The following is a 16,468-nucleotide window of genomic DNA, read 5'->3' as shown; positions in this document are numbered from 1 at the left end:
CCGATGCGACGCCCGTGGTTGATGCCGTACTGCACTTCGCTGATGCGGTTGCTGCTCAGCGCCAGGCGGCTGTCTTCGATGTAGTTGTTGGTGCGAAGGCTGGAGAGGCCGACATTGAGCGAGGTCTTGCTCAGGGCGTCGCGGTAGATGACCCGCTCGGCGCGCACCTGGTGGGTCAGGCTGTCGCCGCTCTGTTTGAAGTTGAAACCGTTGGCCTGCACCTGAGAGCGGAAATCGCTCTCGCTGTAGCTGTAACTGAAGTTCCACCAGCCCCACGGCAAGTTGTAGGCGAGCGAAGCGTTGTGAGAGGTGTGCGCCGAATCGGTCATCGCGTCGTGGCCGCCGCGCAGACTCAACTGATCGGCCAGACCCAACGGACCGTCCCACTCGAGGCCGGTGTTCCACTGCTGCTCGCCGGTGCTGCGCTGGCCGTCGTTGTTGCGCGACAGGCTGGCACGCCAGGGTTTCTGTGGGGTGTTCTTGACCAGCACGTCACTGCCGCCGACCTGCTGCCCCGGCGTCAATTCCATCTGCGCCTGATTGGACGGCAAGCGGTTGAGTTGGTCGACCATCTGCTCGATCTCGCGCAGGTTGACCAGCTGCCCTTCCCGCCCCGGGAACGCCATGGCCAGTTCACGATCAGTAAGGCCGCTACCGGTAGCGCTCTTGAGCTTTTCCAGCCGCCCTTCGATCACCAGCACTTGCAAGTGGCCCTTGGACAAATCCTGTTGCGGCAGGTAGGCGCGACTGGTCACCAAGCCTTTCTCGATGTAGAGGTCGGTGATGACCTTGAGCAGCTCGTTAAGCTGCGAGACGCCAAGGCATTGGCCAAGGTACGGCTGGGTCAAACGTTTGCGCTCAGACTCGGAAAGAGAATCGGCGCCTTTGAGTTCGATGGTCTGGATCGTGAAGCAGCGCGCATCCGCGGGCTTAATGGGTTGCGTTGGCGTCGCTTGCTTGCCGGGTAGATCCTTGAGTTCTTCAAGGCGGCGTTGCTGGTCTTGCAGCAGACGCTCCTGGCGATCGCGGATGAGGTCCTGTTCGCCTGGGGTAGGCGCGGCGACGGAGACAAGGGGTGATGTGGTCAGCAGGCAGAACAGCGCGACTCGACGAACGGGAAAACCCACGGAGCGTCCTTGCAATGGCACGGTGATATCAAAAGAGGTTGGATCCTATTCAGCCATTTGTTTGACGTCAATTAAATTATTTCAAGATGTAACCAACACGAAACGCAGTCGATACTCCCAACAATTTCCTACACGGCTGGAAAATCAGGATCGTACGATCAGCTACAGATACTGCGACTAGATTGCTCCAAACTTTGCACTTCATGAGGGCTGCGGTTACCGGGCTGAACCGGCAGCACCGCCCTGCCGCTGGCCTCATCGACGGGAAAGATCGAGTGTAAATTCGCCCTTCATAGTTTATTGACGTGCGTATTAACCGAGCTCGTCATCGGAACGATGTAGCTGGTGGTGCGGCAGAATTGACGACTGTCCGCTATGGGTTGATTCCTGCCGGTCAAGGCGCACCCAGTGCGGCAGGCAGATCCAACACAAACTACTGGTCAGGTCGAATGCAAATGGGTGGTCAAGTCCATGCAATTACACAACCAAGGGTGCTAGCGCGTGGGTTCCTTGTGTTAACGACGATGGTGTCGAGGTATTGCGACGCGCTCCCAAAAGTTAGGTCATTTGGGTGCCTTAACTCCAAAGGCCTACTAATTTTGACATTGCATATCAAGTCATCAAGAAAAAAGCTTTAAAAATCAATGGGCCTTATGCTGAGCAAATCTGGAAAGTGGGGCCTGCTTTCACGGTTTGAAATGAAAGGGGCTGCCAGCGATGGCGGCCTTTTTTACATGATCGGCTGACATGGACTCCATAAAAATCAGTGCAGCGCCATTATGGTAATCCTACGTGTCCAAAATCAGCTAATCGATAAGCCAATTCCAAACTGCCCTCAATCATGCCAAAATGATGGCACGTGGTATTCATTGGAACTGGACATGCTTGACAAAAATGAATTAATTCAGTTTCTCTACAACATCGAGAATTCTAAATATGCAAGGTTAGCGGGACTAATAATAGAACAATACTTATTAAAAGAATTAAAAAAATCTTTGAAAGCAAGAAATTACTCAGCCATGCAGTCGGGGTGGATTATACAAAACCCAAATATCAAGGCTGGTCAAGAAAATTGGTTCAAGCTGACAACACCCTCAACAGAGCTATCGCAGATTGATATAGAAGTCGTAAAAAAATTTTCAGATCCGAACAGAGATTTTTTTGTAGCGAGATGTTCCATTACGCCTCAACATGAAAAAATTTCCGTCAACATACAAATAAGCAAAATCTCAAAACACAACCAAAAAGAAACCTACCTGATCAATGCCACATCAAAAATGCAGGGGATTTTAGATGGATATATAGCCACAATAAAACAACAAACCACCAGCAAAAAACTTTTTTCGGACTGGTTTTTAAATTTCAGCCATTCGGAAATAGAGACACTAGTGATCCAGCGATGCTTCATGAACTCACTAGCTAACTGCATCGACATTGATGCCATAGCAATGAAGGAAGCAGAAAGCCGGCTTACATTCTTCGAATTCAAACGAAAATACGCTACAGCAAAAATATGGAAGATACCGAAAACAATTAGAGAAAAGTACAAATACATCTCAGAAAAAAACCAAACACTAATTCCTCTAATGAACGCCTTTCACAATAGACTGTCCAGCACACTGACGTACATGGAAAGGGGCCAGAAGCTGACAGAGGAGCTTAATCGCCTTTGCCTCTCACAACAAATTCCGCCACAATCCCGTGCAAGAAACCCTATATATTACAGCCTAGACTGGAGCCACTACGAAAAGTTACAACTATACACAACAAAAAACGTTGAGTATAAATTCATAGTCTGGAATTTCGATCCGCGAGGAATTGTAAATGCGCCTCAAAAATCAGAAGAGTATGAAACGCAAATAATGGAGAATTTACTTTCAAAAAATTTCAAAAGACATAACTCCGATTTCAGACATGCAGCACTAACGCCAGAGGATGCGTTAGGAATAACATTTACCCACGGAAGGAGCTCCGGTACTCTCAACAACGGGGTAAGATTTCAGGTTTTGTTCAACTTGGAAAACAACGGTGGTGACAGCCGAAAAAGCTAAACTATATTAGCGTCAATCTCATAATATATAGAGCCATGCAATAACCATTCAATAACCTTCTCAATCAAATTGGTATTTTTTTTCTTCATATCTCTCACCGCACACTCCCAGATTATGAGAATCCGCCACCCGTCAACAAGCAGCTTTGAAACATTTCGCTCATCACGTGTTTGGTTTTTTGAAATTTTTTCAGTCCAGAACTCAGCACGGGTCTGCGGCATCTTGAAATATTTGCAATTATGGCCGTGCCAAAAGCAGCCATGAACAAAGATGAGAGCTCTATATTTGGCAAGCACCAAGTCGGGTTTTCCTGGCAGGTCACTGACATGGATACGGAAACGAAATCCCCTTGCGTGCAGCGCTTTCCGAATCAGGACCTCTGGCGAGGTATTCTTGCCTTTAATCCCGGACATCATCCGGGATCTTGTAGCCATATCAACAATATCAACCATGAGAGCCTCCGCAATTCAAAGACTCTCTAATGACATCAGGCTGGCAGCAAAAATTCCAGCTGAGGCTGATGAGTTGATGCTTTTTCTTTCGCCAAAAGGATTCGGTCCTTCATAAGCCTTGCAACGGCCTCAAACACAGGGACCGCAACGGAGTTGCCGAATTGTCTGTATGCCTGAGTATCCGATACAGGAATCACAAACTTGCTCTCTCCCGGCTTGTCAAATCCCATCAAACGCGAGCATTCATGGGGGGTGAGTCTTCGGGGCCGGTGAAGCTGGTTTAGCTCGCTGTGAAAATCCAGGCGCTCGTCAAATCCTCGATCCACCAAGATTTCTGACCCGTCCTTGTGATATCGAGCGGATAGTGTACGAGCAACATCCCCCGGTCGCGTCAATCCAAAACCAAATCCATTGCCTTTTTGTCGATGCTTTTCGGCGTATTGGTAGAGGTACTCCCAAAGCTTCGGAGTAAGGATATATTTGCTGTCGACTTCTTTGTCAAGAAGTTCTCCGAAGCTAGGACGGTTCTTCGGGATAAGTTTCTCGATATCGCGTAAAGTGAAGCCATCGTGAACATTTAGATCACGACGAAACCCAACAATTACAATTCGCTCGCGGTGCTGTGGTACGAAATGTTTAGCGTCAATGATCTTAGGGTCGGATCCTTTGGGTGCATTCACATCCGCGACTTCGTAGCCAAGTTCGTCTAAAGCCTCGCAGATAATGCGAAAGGTGTTTCCTTTATCGTGGCTTTTGAGATTTTTGACATTCTCCAGCAGAAAAGCGGCTGGTCTCTTTGCCTTGATAATTCGAGCCACATCAAAGAATAAAGTACCTTGAGTTTCACATTCAAACCCATGCTTTCGGCCCAAGGAGTTCTTTTTCGACACACCGGCAAGAGAAAACGGCTGACATGGAAATCCGGCCAACAACACGTCATGATCGGGAATTTCCAGATTAATATTGCGATATGCCTCCTCTTCGCTGACATCAGGACTGTCTGAGAGAGTTATGGTTCGGATGTCCTGATTGAATCTGTGGCGATCAGGATCACAGTAGTGATTTGCTTTATAAGTTTTTACGGCATGTTCATTCCACTCGGAAGTGAATACACACTCTCCTCCAATCGCTTCAAAACCTTTTCTAATGCCACCAATGCCGGCAAATAGATCAATAAAAGTGAAGGAAGGTTTGTACGCCGGTTTCTTCGGAAGAAGTGACTGAAGGTGTTTGTACTCCCGGAAGGTAAGGCGAGGCGAAGCTTTACCTTTGATCCAGCGATTAACCGTCTCACGGCAGTGAGGCGATCCGATCTCATTCAGTTTTGCGGCAAGCTGACCTTGATCGTAGATCTCGAGGAGCTTCTGAAGCAGAGCCATGTCCTCCGCGGGGTGCGGATCAGGAAGAGAAACTGGCTGCCCCAGGGAGTCTGCTTCAGGTGTTGAGGTTTCAAAAAGATTCATGGGCCCTATTTTCTCTCTGGGTCAAACCTGTGACGAATGGTCACCATTCTATCCCTATCCTGCTGGAAGTAAATTGTTCATTTCTCCGCTAGGCTAGATGCGCTGCAGAGACTTCCGTGCACAAAAACTGTATATAAATACAGTACACCAGACGCCTTCGTCTTCCAAGCTGGAAGACGGCTCCGGGGTTCGCTCTGAGAAGGAAGTGGCGTGCTTTCCCACAAAATCGGAAACGCCCTACAGGCTTGAGCTGCGAAAGCGGCGTCCCCTAGAGGGGGAGAATGAACGCGGGACGTTTCTGCCGTAGCTCATCGTCAAAGAATTGTCTAAAGGTAAGGACATTGTCGAAATCGGCGTATGCCGACTCCTTCGCCTTCTTCAATGATTCAGGCACGACAAGCGAAATCGAGTTGCGCGCCATCTCCTCGATGGCCTCCGACGATACCCGGTCATCGACTGTCGCCAGAAAAATTGTCCCGAATGGCTTTTCCAGTGCCAGTTGCTTCCAGCGCTCACGAAGCGTTGTCTTTAAGGAGACAATGACGGCGTCGCCTTTCTCATTGAGCGCTCCCACATCAGGCAGCACAAAATCCGGGCGACGCCCCCCGAATACCGATTGGGCGCCATAGCGCACTCGCCCGTCCTTGAAAAGCCGCTCTACATGCAATTCAAAAGAAAGGCCGGCTCTGCTTTTTCTCATTTGAGCTGCGCTGAGAAATATTGAGTCCAGTTCAGAGAAGCTTCTGACAAGGTTTACGACAGGATCGCCACCACCGTGAAGAAGCAGCCGCGCTACTTGAGCAGCTCGGAACCGGACCTCGGCCTGCTTGTATATCGAATACTCAATGTCTCGACTGATGCTCATAACGGCATCGCCCGGATGCAGGATCGAGAATGGACTCAAATCTGCAAAGCCATTCTCCTCTAGCCATGCGTTCTGGGCGCGCGCAGCCAGGATACTTGGCGACGGAAGCGTCTGCTCCTTGATGAACTGCTCAAGCGTCCCATCTTTAACTGCCTTCGTGAGCTCTGTAATCAGTTGATCAGATTCAGACGCTGGCTCTGCTGAAACGGCAGGTTCAAACAAGCCGTAATGAAACGTAGCACCCAGCTCGAACCGAGTCTCGATGATCTCGGCCTCGTCACTCACTGAATCTACGACGATGTACCAATATTTGGTACCAGACAGCGTTTGCTTGAGCCGTCCAACAACCAGTAGAGAAGCAGGGGAAAGTGAGCGGAATTGATCCTTGGGAACTCCAGTGTGCTGCCACTCATACCTAGGCTTAGCTTTATCCTTATTATCGGGATTTCGCATAGAAAAGAACTTGATCGTGGCTGTCCTGATCTCACCTGAGGCAGGCCAAAACGCGGGGTACTCAGCATCCAGAATGTGGGGTTTGGCTGGATTAGTATTTTTCAACTCGGGGAAAAAATCAGATTCCGCGACGGGGCGAGGAATAAAAAAGCCGTTCTGATGCCCGTTTTTTGCGCTGTCCGCCCAAGAGGTGTCGTTACGTGAAAGCTTCTTGATGAAGAGACGCTCGCTTCGCTCAATCCAGGTGGAAATCTCACTCCATGCAGGATGAAACCCCATCATCACGCTCCATTTTTGAATTTTTGACCATGCGACCACCGCCGCCATCCAGATCAGACGAATGAACATCCAAATGATCGCGAGCCGTATCTCGATTTCGAGCCGCCTTACCGGTCGCGATCTTCTGCGAACTGTGGCATCGAAATCAAGCACATCAAAGACTCCAAACCACATCCCCCTTACCTCCCAGCGAGGGCGCCCTCACGCCGTCGCATACTCCCTTAGCAGTATGTGATCAATGTCGCACTTGAATTTTCAGAAATGCCCTATAGCACTGGCTATTACCGTGTCGTGCAAGTGGACAATTCGCAGTGACCGGGCGCAGAACGCGCGTTCCGAGGCGTTAAATCTGATGCGTAACCGTAAGGGTCGTTTGCCGAATGTGATGGTAGTGACGGCTGAGCCTACGCCTAGCCGTTTAGCCTCAATTGCGCTGGGCACAGGAGATATCGATTGCGTCTACCACTTCGCGCTGTATGAGCTTCAGGCAACACAGGAAGCGCTGAAAATGCACGATGCGATGGATATGCTGGCGATCATGGTGGACGGGAAGCGGCTGAAGGACATTAGCGATCTGCCGCTGGATTTGGCGAGTTGAAACGGGGGCTACCAAGATGTAAGCGCTACTAACAGCGCGAACGAAGAGAGTCGCCCATGTTTCACGCGCCATTTCGAAACGCCGCCTTCGCACGTGCTTCCTGCGCCCGGCTGAGCCGTCAGCGCTTGCGCGCCAACGCATTCAGATCGTTTTGCAGCGGATGAATACCGTTTTTTGCCACTCACCCTATCGATCTATTGAAATAAAATTCTAAAAATCCAGCAATTGCGACATCGCCCTTCCCCCCGTCCTGCCTGTTAACTGACGATCAGCGTGTAAAACCGCTCGCACCCTTCGTGGAAATGATTTATTTTTTGGAATCGAATTCTATTTTAATAACATACCGCCCCCGTACCGTCGGATCGCTTCAGGAGCACTCATGAGCTTCTTCCCCGCCCCAACCATCACCGAAACAACGGTCTTCACTCGTTTGCCTGAGCATTTTCGCAATCCACGACGGACGACGTGGGCCGATGCCAATCGCCAGGGAAAAGTCATCGATTCATTTCTGGAGGGTCCGTCTTTCGACAAGGAAGGCAACCTTTACGTCACGGACATCCCGTACGGTCGCATCTTCAGGATTTCTCCCTCTGGCGATTGGACACTGGTCTGTGAATACGACGGTTGGCCCAACGGCCTGAAGATTCACCAGGACGGCCGGATTTTCATCACGGATTACAAGCGCGGCATCATGTTGCTTGACCCGCAAAGCGGGAAGATCGAGCCGTTTCTGGAGTCGGCTGGCTCGGAAGGTTTCAAAGGGGTGAACGATCTGGTGTTCTCGCCAGCAGGCGACATGTACTTCACCGATCAGGGGCAAACCGGTCTGCAGGACCCAACCGGGCGCGTCTACAAGCTGGACGCCGCCGGTCAGCTCACGTGCCTGATCAATACCGTTCCCAGCCCCAACGGAATTGTGTTCGACCCCAAACTCAACCATCTGCTGATTGCGGTCACCCGTGCGCAGCAGATTTGGCGAATCCCGCTGGGTAACGGCTCAATCATCAGCAAGGTCGGCGTCTTCGCGCAGTTGCATGGCGGGCTCGGAGGCCCGGATGGCCTGGCGCTGGATGACGAAAGCAATCTGTATATCGCTCATACGGGGTTTGGCTCGGTCTGGCGACTCTCCAGAGTCGGCGAACCTACCCAGCGCTATGTCTCCTGCGAAGGTATCAGCAACACCAATCTCGCTTTCGGAGGGGCCGACGGCCGCACGCTGTTCATCACCGAATCGGAGACGGGTTCCATTTTGCAGGTTCGAACACCGGTGAAAGGCCTGCCGATGTATTCACATAGCTAAGCGGCTGCGAGACCACACACATGTCTTCTAAAACAACGATAAAAGAAGTGACGCCATGACTCCGGATACCAAAACGAACGCCCCGCTCTCCGATGCTGAAGGTGAAAAGCTGCTGCGCCGCGTTCTGCTGCGCATCGTTCCGTTCATCTTTGTCTGTTACGTGATCAGCTATCTGGACAGAACCAATGTCGGCTTTGCCGCCATCAGCATGAACAAAGACCTTGGCCTGACCGCGACGATGTTCGGTTGGGCGGCAGGCCTGTTCTTCTTCGGATACTTCATTTTCGAAATCCCCAGCAACCTGCTGATGCAACGCTTCGGCGCACGCATCTGGATCGCACGGATCATGATCACTTGGGGGCTGATTTCGGTCGGAACGGCATTCGCCACCGGCCCTGTCAGCTTCAGCATCATGCGCTTCCTGCTGGGGCTTGCCGAGGCAGGCTTCACGCCGGGGGTGTACCTGTATTTCACTTACTGGTTTCCCGGTAAATGGCGGGCGAAAGCCACAGCAACGTTTCTGCTGGGCATCCCCACCGCCAATATCTTCGGTTCCCCGCTTTCGGGATGGCTGCTGGACATGCACGGGGTTCTGGGCCTGAAGAACTGGCAATTTTTGCTGGTCGCCGAAGCGATCCCTGCTGTACTGCTGGGCATTGCCTGCCTGTTCGTCATGGTGGACACCCCGGCCAAGGCGCGCTGGCTGAGTGAGCGGGAGAAGACCTGGCTGCAAAACAAGCTGAGCAGTGAACAGGCCTCGATCAGCGCCAGCCATGGCAACACCTTGCGCGGCGCACTGACCAACCCCAAGGTCTTCGTGCTGGCAGCCATCAACTTCTGCTGCATCGTCGGTTCGATCGGCATCGGCATCTGGATGCCCCAGATCATCAAAAGCCTTGGCATGGAGAACAGCACGGTCGGGCTGGTCGCTGCCTTACCTTATGTGCTGGGCGCTGTGTCCATGACGATCTGGGCTCGATTGGCTAACGGCAGCAAGCACCGTCTGCCGTATGTGGTGGGAGCGCTGGCGTTAGCCGCGATCTCACTGGTCGCGGCTGCGTTGATCGAGCAACCAGTATTGAAGATCGCCAGTCTGGCCCTGGCGGTTGCCAGCATCCTGTCGTTCCAGGCGACGTTCTGGGCGATCCCGTCGTCGTTCCTGACCGGGCGTGCGGCGGCGGGCGGTCTGGCACTGATCGTTTCGATCGGTAACCTCGGCGGGTTCGTTGGCCCCTTCATGATCGGCTTGATCAAGGATGCCACGCAGTCCTACTCCGGGCCGTTCTATGCCGTGGCTTCGATTCTGATGCTAGGCACCTGCCTGATGCTGTGGCTTGGCGACCCAGCCAGGCAGCGGGCTAAGTCCGAGACGGTTTCAAAACCTGCTACCGAGTGCTAGTCGGCGCCGACGAGCGCGCTCGCCAGTAGAAGTGATCGAACACCACGTAGCCCAGCAGCAACACCCCGGCGGCTCCCATCGTCGCCGGGGCTCCCCAGACGACCGACACCAATCCCGCGAACAGACCACCAATCGCTTCGAAACCGAAGCGCATGGAGAGGTAGAACGCAACCACACGACCTCTCAATTCGGCGGGTGCCTGGCTCTGCAGAAGCATGTTGCTGCTGACGTTGCTGGCCGTGATCCCAAACCCCAAAACCGCCAGAGACACCATGGCCCAGCCCAACGGTATGTTCAATGCCAGGCTCGCCAGTCCGCACGCGCAGCACAGGGCGGCAACCACGATAAAACGGGTCAGTCGAGGCAATGAACCGGCCAGCGCCAGACCCAGCGAGGCCACGAACGCCCCGGCGCCGGCAGCGCCCCACAACCAGCCAAGCGTGGTGGCATCACCTTGATAGGACTCACGAGTGATCACAGGCAGCAACACGGCATAGATGGATGACAGCAGGTTGACCACGACCACGCCCATCAACAACCGACGCACTTCCAGGGTGTCCCACATGTAGGTAAGGCCCTCACGAAAGATTTGCCCGGTCTTGCCAGCCACCCGGGCTGAGGGCGCCCCTTTGACCTTCATCAAGGCAAACAACAATAAGGAAAATGCACAGGCGGTGACCAGGAAGCACACCGCTTCGCCGCTGTATGCGATGAGCGCTCCCGCCAACGGGGGGCCAACAAACCGCGCTGCATTGATCAGCATGGCATTGAGCGCCAGTGCATTGGGCAAGTCCGCTGGATCGGCAACGAAGCTGCCGATCAATGCCTGGCGAAGGGGCGTTTCGAACGCATTGAGCACGCCCAGCATGAGCGCCATCGCGATCAGCCAATAGCTGTTCATGTCACCCAGCCAGGTCATCACCGACAGAAACAACGACTGAGCAGCCAGCAAAGCCTGTGCGATCAACAGGAGCCGACGCTTGTCGTGCTTATCGGTCCAGGCGCCGGCGAGCGGACCGATGCACAGTTGCGGGGCCAACGACAGAAAGGTCAGCAACCCCAGCAATGAGGCCGACCCTGTGAGGTGATAGGCCAACCAGGTCAACGCAACCTGCTGTACCCATTTGCCAAGCGTGGAAACCGCCTGGCCGAAAAAATAAACCTGGAAATCGCGGTGAGCCAGCGCCCGAACGGGCGTCGGCCAAGGTTTACGGGACGGAATCTGGGACGTCATTCAGGCCTCTGTCGCGGGCCTCAGGCCGCCCGCTATGGATAGGAAGCAGGCGGCTCGCACAGGGTCGTGCATCGTGCGCCAGATTACTCCGGCAACTGACAGCCTTTCTTTTTCAATGCTTCGATGACCCAACTGCGGTCGTTTTCGCCTTTGGCAATCTGGTCCATCTGCTTGAGCTCCGCATGGTGCTTGGCGGTCGCGCGCTCGTACACCTCAGCCACGTGATCATACGGCACGCAGAGCAGACCATCATCATCGCCGATTACCAGATCGCCCGGCTCGATGACCATACCATCGATAGCGATAGGCACGTTGATTTCACCCGGCCCGTCTTTGTAAGGACCGCGATGGGAAATGCCTGCCGCGAACACTGGGAATTCACCGGCGCCAATACTGCCGGCATCACGGATGGCCCCGTTGATAACGATGCCGGCCACGCCACGCTTGACGGCATAGGCAACCATCATCTCGCCGATCAGCGCATTGCTCAGATCGCCGCCTGCGTCGACAACGATCACATCACCAGGCTGGGCGATATCGATCGCGTAATGCAGCATCAGATTGTCGCCCGGCCGCGCCTTGACTGTCAGTGCGGCGCCTGCCAGCACGCCTCCACGGTGCATAGGCCGCAGACGCGCACCGGCGGCAGTCATGCGGTGCATGGAATCGCTCACGTTGGCGACGGGGACTTCGCGATAGCGCGAAATCCACTCCGCGCTGACTTTACGGGAGGCATTCAGGACTCGGAATCCGATGGACATGGCATCTCTCTCTTGAAATTGTGGTGTGCCGACGGGAGCTACCCGACTGAAATAATAGAATCGCATTTCGATTTTCAGCATTCAACAGTTTTTATCTCAACCACACATACCCTTCATCGCCAAATTTATTTCATTATTGAAATGGCATTTCATTGTGCTAGGGTGATCCTGAGCACACGACGACCTCGTGGGTCGGTATTCACGATAAAAACAAGGTAGATATCCATGACTCGCAAAATCTTGCTGACAGGCCCGGCCCTGACGGCCGATGCCATGAATCACGCAGACAGCCTGGGCATCCAGATCATTCCCACCACGCCCTACATGCCCGCCGAAGCACTGACCGCCATCATTCGTGACGAGCAGCCGGATGCGATCATCGTTCGCCAAGGCAAGCTGACAGCAGCCATGATTGAGGCCTCAGCCAATCTCAAAGTGGTTGCCAAACATGGCGTGGGCTACGACTCCATCGATATTCAGGCGGCGGCAGAGCGAGGCATACCGGTCACCATCGCGGTGGGCGCCAACGCACAATCCGTGGCAGAGCACGCTTTCGCCTTGTTGTTCAGCGTTGCACGCCAGACTGCCTACCAGGACGCCCGGCTGCGCGCGGGGCACTGGGACAAATCGACGGCCAACGGCACCGAGCTCTTTGGCAAGACCCTTGGCCTGATCGGTCTGGGCTCGATTGGCGGGATTCTGATGGACCTCGTGGCTCCCTTGCAGATGAAGGTCAAAGTCTACGACCCCTTCCTGAAAGCCCTGCCTGATCGCTCACATGTCGAGCGTGAAGACGATTTCGACAAACTGATCGAGAGCAGCGACATCATCAGCCTGCACTGCCCGCTCACCGAGCAGAATCGCAACTTGTTCAGCACAGCCCAGTTCGCGCGCATGCGCCCGGGCAGCATTCTGATCAACACCGCGCGCGGCGAGCTGATCGACACTCCGGCGCTGGTCGAAGCGCTGCGCAACGGGCAGATCGCAGGTGCGGGCCTGGATACATTCCACCCTGAACCGCCACCTGTGGACAGCGAGTTGTGGTCCCTCCCTAACCTGGTGGCGACACCCCACGTTGGCGCCAACACCAGCGAAGCCCGCGACCGCGTGGGTCTGCTGGCCCTGCAACAGGTCATCAAGATCTGGGAAGGCGAAGCCATGGACCCAAGGTGCGTCGTTAACCGCCACTTGATCAATGACTGACCACACGATCGAATAAGTGCCGCTGCGCAGCGGCATGCGTCCGTTCCGAACCGTTTCTCCAAAAAAATAAACACAGGAGAGCACAATGGCCGTAAAGCCTGTCACCACCCCCGTCAGCGACCTCGAACGCGCCACGATGCATCGAGTTGCCTGGCGTCTGCTGCCGTTTCTGATTGTCTGCTACCTGATCGCAATCATCGATCGAGGCAACATCGGGATGGCGTCCCTGCAAATGAACCATGACCTGGGCCTGACGCCCGCCATTTTCGGATTCGCCAGCAGCCTGTTTTTTGTTTCCTACTTTCTGATCGAAGTGCCCAGCAACCTCGCGCTGCAGAAATTCGGCGCAAGAATCTGGATCGCCCGCATCATGATCACCTGGGGCCTCATCTCCGCAGGTACCGCTTTCGTCCAGGGTGCCAACTCGCTCTATGTCATGCGTTTTCTGCTGGGCGCAGCAGAGGCTGGCTTCTTTCCGGGCGTGCTGTTGTACATGACCTATTGGCTGCCGTCGGCATACCGGGCTCGCATGGTCGCGATCTTCATGGTGGCCATCCCCGGCGCCAACTTCCTGGGCTCGCCTCTGTCCGGCTTTCTTCTGACACTGGATGGCTGGATGGGGATGCGCGGCTGGCATTGGTTGTTCATCCTGGAAGGCATCCCTGCCGTCTTGCTCGGGGTCGCGTGCCTGTTCGTGCTTACCGACCGTCCAGAACAGGCAAAGTGGCTCAGTGACGAGCAGCGCACCTGGCTGGTCAACCGACTCGATGAAGAGAAGCAGCGCAAAACCAACATCGGTCACATCTCGCTGTGGAAGCTGCTCGGGCACAAGGACATCTGGGTCCTGGCGCTCATTTACTCCGGGGCCTCCGCCGCAGGCAGCACGATGAGCGTCTGGGCGCCTCAGTTGCTCAAGACCTTTGGCCTGTCCAACCTGGAAATCGGCTTCACCAACGCCATTCCATACGGCATCGCTTCGGTGGCCATGATCATCTGGGGACGCAGCTCTGATCGCACCAACGAACGTCGCTGGCACACCTCGCTCACGCTGCTGCTGATCGCCGCCGGTCTGCTGCTCGCGCTGGTGACCTCCTCGCTGCCCGCCACAGTGATGTTGCTCACGATGGTTCTGATCGGTGCCTACTCGATGAAAGGCCCGTTTTGGGCACTGGTGTCGACGTGGCTATCGAGCAGCACGGCTGCAGCGGGTCTGGCGGCGGTCGGTGCCTTGGCGAACCTGATTGGTGGCGGCCTGATGGTCAACGTCTATGGCTCCATCCATGACGCCACCGGAAGCTACGCACTGGCAATGATGCCACTGGCGGCCCTGTGCGCTGCGGGGGGTATTGCGGTATTGCTGATGGGCCGCAAGCACAAACACCCGTCCGTTGGAGAGCCCAGCTCGATCGAAGCACGTTGAGCCGGCAAACAGGCCCATCGCAACCTTTGGCCTGACGTCGCCGACCATCAGAAAGACGGCGTCGGTCGGCGCTCGAAAATCTCAGGCCTTCTGGGCTGGGAGGCAACGCATCACGGTGTTCAAGCCAGACTTGAGCACCTTTTTTACTCGACATCTACAACAATAATGAGAACTTCAGCATGACCATTAACCGTCGTCAGTTCGTTCAGGGTGGCGTTTGCCTGGGGGCTTTCATGTCGCTCAATGCGTTCGCAGGATTCCGCTATTCCAGCGGCGAGAACAATTCGAAGCTTGTGCCTCCGGCAGGTAGCGTGGATTGCCACATGCACCTGTACGATGATCATTATCCGGCAGCATCCGGGGCGACATTGCTGCCCCCCAATGCCTCGCTGGATGATTATCGTCAGGTGCAGCAACGCCTTCACGTCAAGCGCATGGTCATCGTCACACCCTCCACCTACGGAACCGATAACCGAGTCATGCTCAATGGTCTGGCCAACGCAAAAGGCGACGCTCGCGGCGTTGCAGTGGTCGCGGGCTCGATTTCAGACAAGGAACTGGAAGAACTCCACGCGGCAGGGGTGCGCGGTATTCGCTTCAACTTGAGCTATGGCGGCGCCAACTTGGACGATCTGGAACCGCTGGCCGCGCGCGTCAACGCACTGGGCTGGAACGTGCAGGTCGTTGCGCCTGGCACGCAATTGACCGATCTGGAAAGCCGCCTCGCGAAGCTGCCTTCTCGGCTGGTCATCGATCACATGGGCCACGTCCCTCAACCTGAGGGCGTGACCTCGGCCGCATTCGCGGCACTGACCCGACTACTGGACAACCAACGCACTTGGGTGAAATTGTCTGGGCCGTACATTCGATCCAAAACCGGGGCGCCCCGCTACGTCGACGTCGGTCAGGTCGCACAAGCGCTGGTCAAGATAAACCCGGAAAGGCTGGTGTGGGGCAGCGACTGGCCGCACCCGACAGTCGCCACCCACAAGCCCGACGATGCGGGCATTCTCGATCTGCTCACCGAATGGGCGCCATCGGAGCCTGACCGGACCCGCATCCTGCGGGACAACCCGGTCAGCCTCTACGGCTTCAGTTGATGTTTTCCAGGACGGGGGCGTGATGAGCGCCTTTGTCGTCCTTGAGAGTCTTGCCCCCCAGACTGCGAGTCAGGTCATCGGCCACTTCGATGAATACTTCGCGAAGGGATTTCGCGTAGTCGCTGGTCAGGCGGGTGGCCGGGCCTGAGAGGACCAGCGCGCCGATCACTTCCTGCGACGGCCCGAAAATCGGCAGCGCCATCGATGCCGCGTGGGGGTCGGTGGCGCCGCTGGAGTAGAACGGGTCCAACCCCTCCTTCGCGCGGCTGAAAGGCGTACGCAAGGCTTCCGCGCTCGCAGCACCATCCATCGGCCGCATGTCGCCGGGTTGCAGGTGAAGACGCAGGCGGTGCGGTGAGTTGACCCGGTACTGACAGAGCCGATAGGCGCCGTGACGCACATAGAACGAGGCCGTCTCACCCGTTTCATCCGTCAGTTTGTGCAGCCTGGGCAAGACATGCCGCTCGAGGTCCAGGGCATCCTGGTACACAGCGTTCAGCCGCATGACTTCGCTGGCCAGCATGTAGCGCCCGTCCGCCAGACGGTTGACGAAACCGTGGGTTTCCAGCGAGACCATAAGCCGCATGATGGTGCTTTTGATCAGATCGGTACGCTCGACCAACTCGACCAGACTCAAAGCGGTATCTCCCACCCTGAATGCAGAAAGAACGGTAAGCACACGATCCGCGGATGCCACACCGTTGACCGCCGGGCGCGGACGCGTTTTGACCATCGATGACTCCTTGCCGACTGACTGAACGTC

14 protein-coding genes are annotated in these 16,468 nt (G+C 55.1%); 7 read left to right on the top strand and 7 right to left on the bottom strand.

The window, feature by feature from the left end; genetic code table 11:
- A partial coding sequence (locus tag ACI2KB_RS16550) for a ShlB/FhaC/HecB family hemolysin secretion/activation protein (protein ID WP_404636254.1) occupies window positions 1-1,127 on the bottom strand: 1,127 nt, incomplete at its 3' end.
- Between the two features lie 881 nt (window positions 1,128-2,008).
- Here ACI2KB_RS16550 and ACI2KB_RS16545 point away from each other — a divergent pair.
- Window positions 2,009-3,178, top strand: coding sequence for a hypothetical protein (locus tag ACI2KB_RS16545; protein ID WP_404636253.1), 1,170 nt, complete (start codon window positions 2,009-2,011; stop codon window positions 3,176-3,178).
- On the opposite strand, the gene ACI2KB_RS16540 is transcribed toward ACI2KB_RS16545, so the two are convergent.
- The 3 genes from ACI2KB_RS16540 to ACI2KB_RS16530 form a co-directional block, all read right to left on the bottom strand.
- Window positions 3,175-3,630, bottom strand: coding sequence for a very short patch repair endonuclease (locus tag ACI2KB_RS16540; RefSeq protein ID WP_404636252.1), 456 nt, complete (start codon window positions 3,628-3,630; stop codon window positions 3,175-3,177). The genes ACI2KB_RS16545 and ACI2KB_RS16540 overlap by 4 nt on opposite strands.
- A 35-nt stretch (window positions 3,631-3,665) precedes the next feature.
- Window positions 3,666-5,093, bottom strand: a complete 1,428-nt coding sequence (gene dcm / locus ACI2KB_RS16535; RefSeq protein WP_404636251.1) for a DNA (cytosine-5-)-methyltransferase — start codon at window positions 5,091-5,093, stop codon at window positions 3,666-3,668.
- 268 nt (window positions 5,094-5,361) lie between these two features.
- Window positions 5,362-6,759, bottom strand: a complete 1,398-nt coding sequence (locus ACI2KB_RS16530; protein WP_404636250.1) for a type II restriction endonuclease — start codon at window positions 6,757-6,759, stop codon at window positions 5,362-5,364.
- Window positions 6,760-6,928: 169 nt separating this feature from the next.
- Here ACI2KB_RS16530 and ACI2KB_RS16525 point away from each other — a divergent pair, with 169 nt between their 5' ends.
- The 3 genes from ACI2KB_RS16525 to ACI2KB_RS16515 all read left to right on the top strand — a co-directional run bounded on the left by ACI2KB_RS16525 (window position 6,929) and on the right by ACI2KB_RS16515 (window position 9,987).
- Window positions 6,929-7,288 carry an NgoMIV family type II restriction endonuclease gene (locus ACI2KB_RS16525; protein ID WP_404636249.1) on the top strand — a complete coding sequence of 120 codons (360 nt, stop codon included), beginning with the start codon at window positions 6,929-6,931 and terminating at the stop codon, window positions 7,286-7,288.
- 379 nt (window positions 7,289-7,667) lie between these two features.
- On the top strand, window positions 7,668-8,588 hold the full coding sequence (locus ACI2KB_RS16520) for an SMP-30/gluconolactonase/LRE family protein (RefSeq protein WP_404636248.1): 921 nt from the start codon (window positions 7,668-7,670) through the stop codon (window positions 8,586-8,588).
- A 55-nt stretch (window positions 8,589-8,643) separates the two neighbouring features.
- Window positions 8,644-9,987, top strand: coding sequence for an MFS transporter (locus ACI2KB_RS16515; protein ID WP_404636247.1), 1,344 nt, complete (start codon window positions 8,644-8,646; stop codon window positions 9,985-9,987).
- Here ACI2KB_RS16515 and ACI2KB_RS16510 read toward each other — a convergent pair.
- Complete coding sequence (locus ACI2KB_RS16510) at window positions 9,974-11,221, bottom strand: MFS transporter (RefSeq protein WP_404636246.1); 1,248 nt, start codon at window positions 11,219-11,221, stop codon at window positions 9,974-9,976. The two genes, ACI2KB_RS16515 and ACI2KB_RS16510, sit on opposite strands and share 14 nt — an antisense overlap.
- Before the next feature lie 83 nt (window positions 11,222-11,304).
- On the bottom strand, window positions 11,305-11,982 hold the full coding sequence (locus tag ACI2KB_RS16505) for an RraA family protein (protein ID WP_404636269.1): 678 nt from the start codon (window positions 11,980-11,982) through the stop codon (window positions 11,305-11,307).
- Window positions 11,983-12,207: 225 nt separating this feature from the next.
- Here ACI2KB_RS16505 and ACI2KB_RS16500 point away from each other — a divergent pair, with 225 nt between their 5' ends.
- From ACI2KB_RS16500 to ACI2KB_RS16490, 3 genes are all read left to right on the top strand, one after another.
- On the top strand, window positions 12,208-13,185 hold the full coding sequence (locus ACI2KB_RS16500) for a hydroxyacid dehydrogenase (protein ID WP_404636245.1): 978 nt from the start codon (window positions 12,208-12,210) through the stop codon (window positions 13,183-13,185).
- 85 nt (window positions 13,186-13,270) lie between these two features.
- Window positions 13,271-14,605, top strand: a complete 1,335-nt coding sequence (locus tag ACI2KB_RS16495) for an MFS transporter (RefSeq protein ID WP_404636244.1) — start codon at window positions 13,271-13,273, stop codon at window positions 14,603-14,605.
- 179 nt (window positions 14,606-14,784) lie between these two features.
- On the top strand, window positions 14,785-15,705 hold the full coding sequence (locus tag ACI2KB_RS16490) for an amidohydrolase family protein (protein WP_404636243.1): 921 nt from the start codon (window positions 14,785-14,787) through the stop codon (window positions 15,703-15,705).
- Here the strand turns inward: ACI2KB_RS16490 and ACI2KB_RS16485 are convergent.
- Window positions 15,698-16,438 (bottom strand): IclR family transcriptional regulator, encoded by a 741-nt coding sequence (locus ACI2KB_RS16485; protein ID WP_404636242.1) that lies wholly within the window; start codon window positions 16,436-16,438, stop codon window positions 15,698-15,700. The two genes, ACI2KB_RS16490 and ACI2KB_RS16485, sit on opposite strands and share 8 nt — an antisense overlap.
- Window positions 16,439-16,468: the final 30 nt, after the last annotated feature.

The organism is Pseudomonas sp. NPDC088444 (assembly GCF_044900175.1).
Taxonomy (GTDB): Bacteria; Pseudomonadota; Gammaproteobacteria; order Pseudomonadales; family Pseudomonadaceae; genus Aquipseudomonas.
This window is presented reverse-complemented; position numbering and strand designations above follow the sequence as displayed.

Bases quoted from the DNA above. Each gene is read 5' to 3' on its own strand.
- ACI2KB_RS16545 (WP_404636253.1), top strand. From the start codon at position 2,009: ATGCTTGACAAAAATGAATTAATTCAGTTTCTCTACAACATCGAGAAT.
- ACI2KB_RS16540 (WP_404636252.1), bottom strand. From the start codon at position 3,630: ATGGTTGATATTGTTGATATGGCTACAAGATCCCGGATGATGTCCGGG.
- dcm (WP_404636251.1), bottom strand. From the start codon at position 5,093: ATGAATCTTTTTGAAACCTCAACACCTGAAGCAGACTCCCTGGGGCAG.
- ACI2KB_RS16530 (WP_404636250.1), bottom strand. From the start codon at position 6,759: ATGTTCATTCGTCTGATCTGGATGGCGGCGGTGGTCGCATGGTCAAAA.
- ACI2KB_RS16525 (WP_404636249.1), top strand. From the start codon at position 6,929: ATGTCGCACTTGAATTTTCAGAAATGCCCTATAGCACTGGCTATTACC.
- ACI2KB_RS16520 (WP_404636248.1), top strand. From the start codon at position 7,668: ATGAGCTTCTTCCCCGCCCCAACCATCACCGAAACAACGGTCTTCACT.
- ACI2KB_RS16515 (WP_404636247.1), top strand. From the start codon at position 8,644: ATGACTCCGGATACCAAAACGAACGCCCCGCTCTCCGATGCTGAAGGT.
- ACI2KB_RS16510 (WP_404636246.1), bottom strand. From the start codon at position 11,221: ATGACGTCCCAGATTCCGTCCCGTAAACCTTGGCCGACGCCCGTTCGG.
- ACI2KB_RS16505 (WP_404636269.1), bottom strand. From the start codon at position 11,982: ATGTCCATCGGATTCCGAGTCCTGAATGCCTCCCGTAAAGTCAGCGCG.
- ACI2KB_RS16500 (WP_404636245.1), top strand. From the start codon at position 12,208: ATGACTCGCAAAATCTTGCTGACAGGCCCGGCCCTGACGGCCGATGCC.
- ACI2KB_RS16495 (WP_404636244.1), top strand. From the start codon at position 13,271: ATGGCCGTAAAGCCTGTCACCACCCCCGTCAGCGACCTCGAACGCGCC.
- ACI2KB_RS16490 (WP_404636243.1), top strand. From the start codon at position 14,785: ATGACCATTAACCGTCGTCAGTTCGTTCAGGGTGGCGTTTGCCTGGGG.
- ACI2KB_RS16485 (WP_404636242.1), bottom strand. From the start codon at position 16,438: ATGGTCAAAACGCGTCCGCGCCCGGCGGTCAACGGTGTGGCATCCGCG.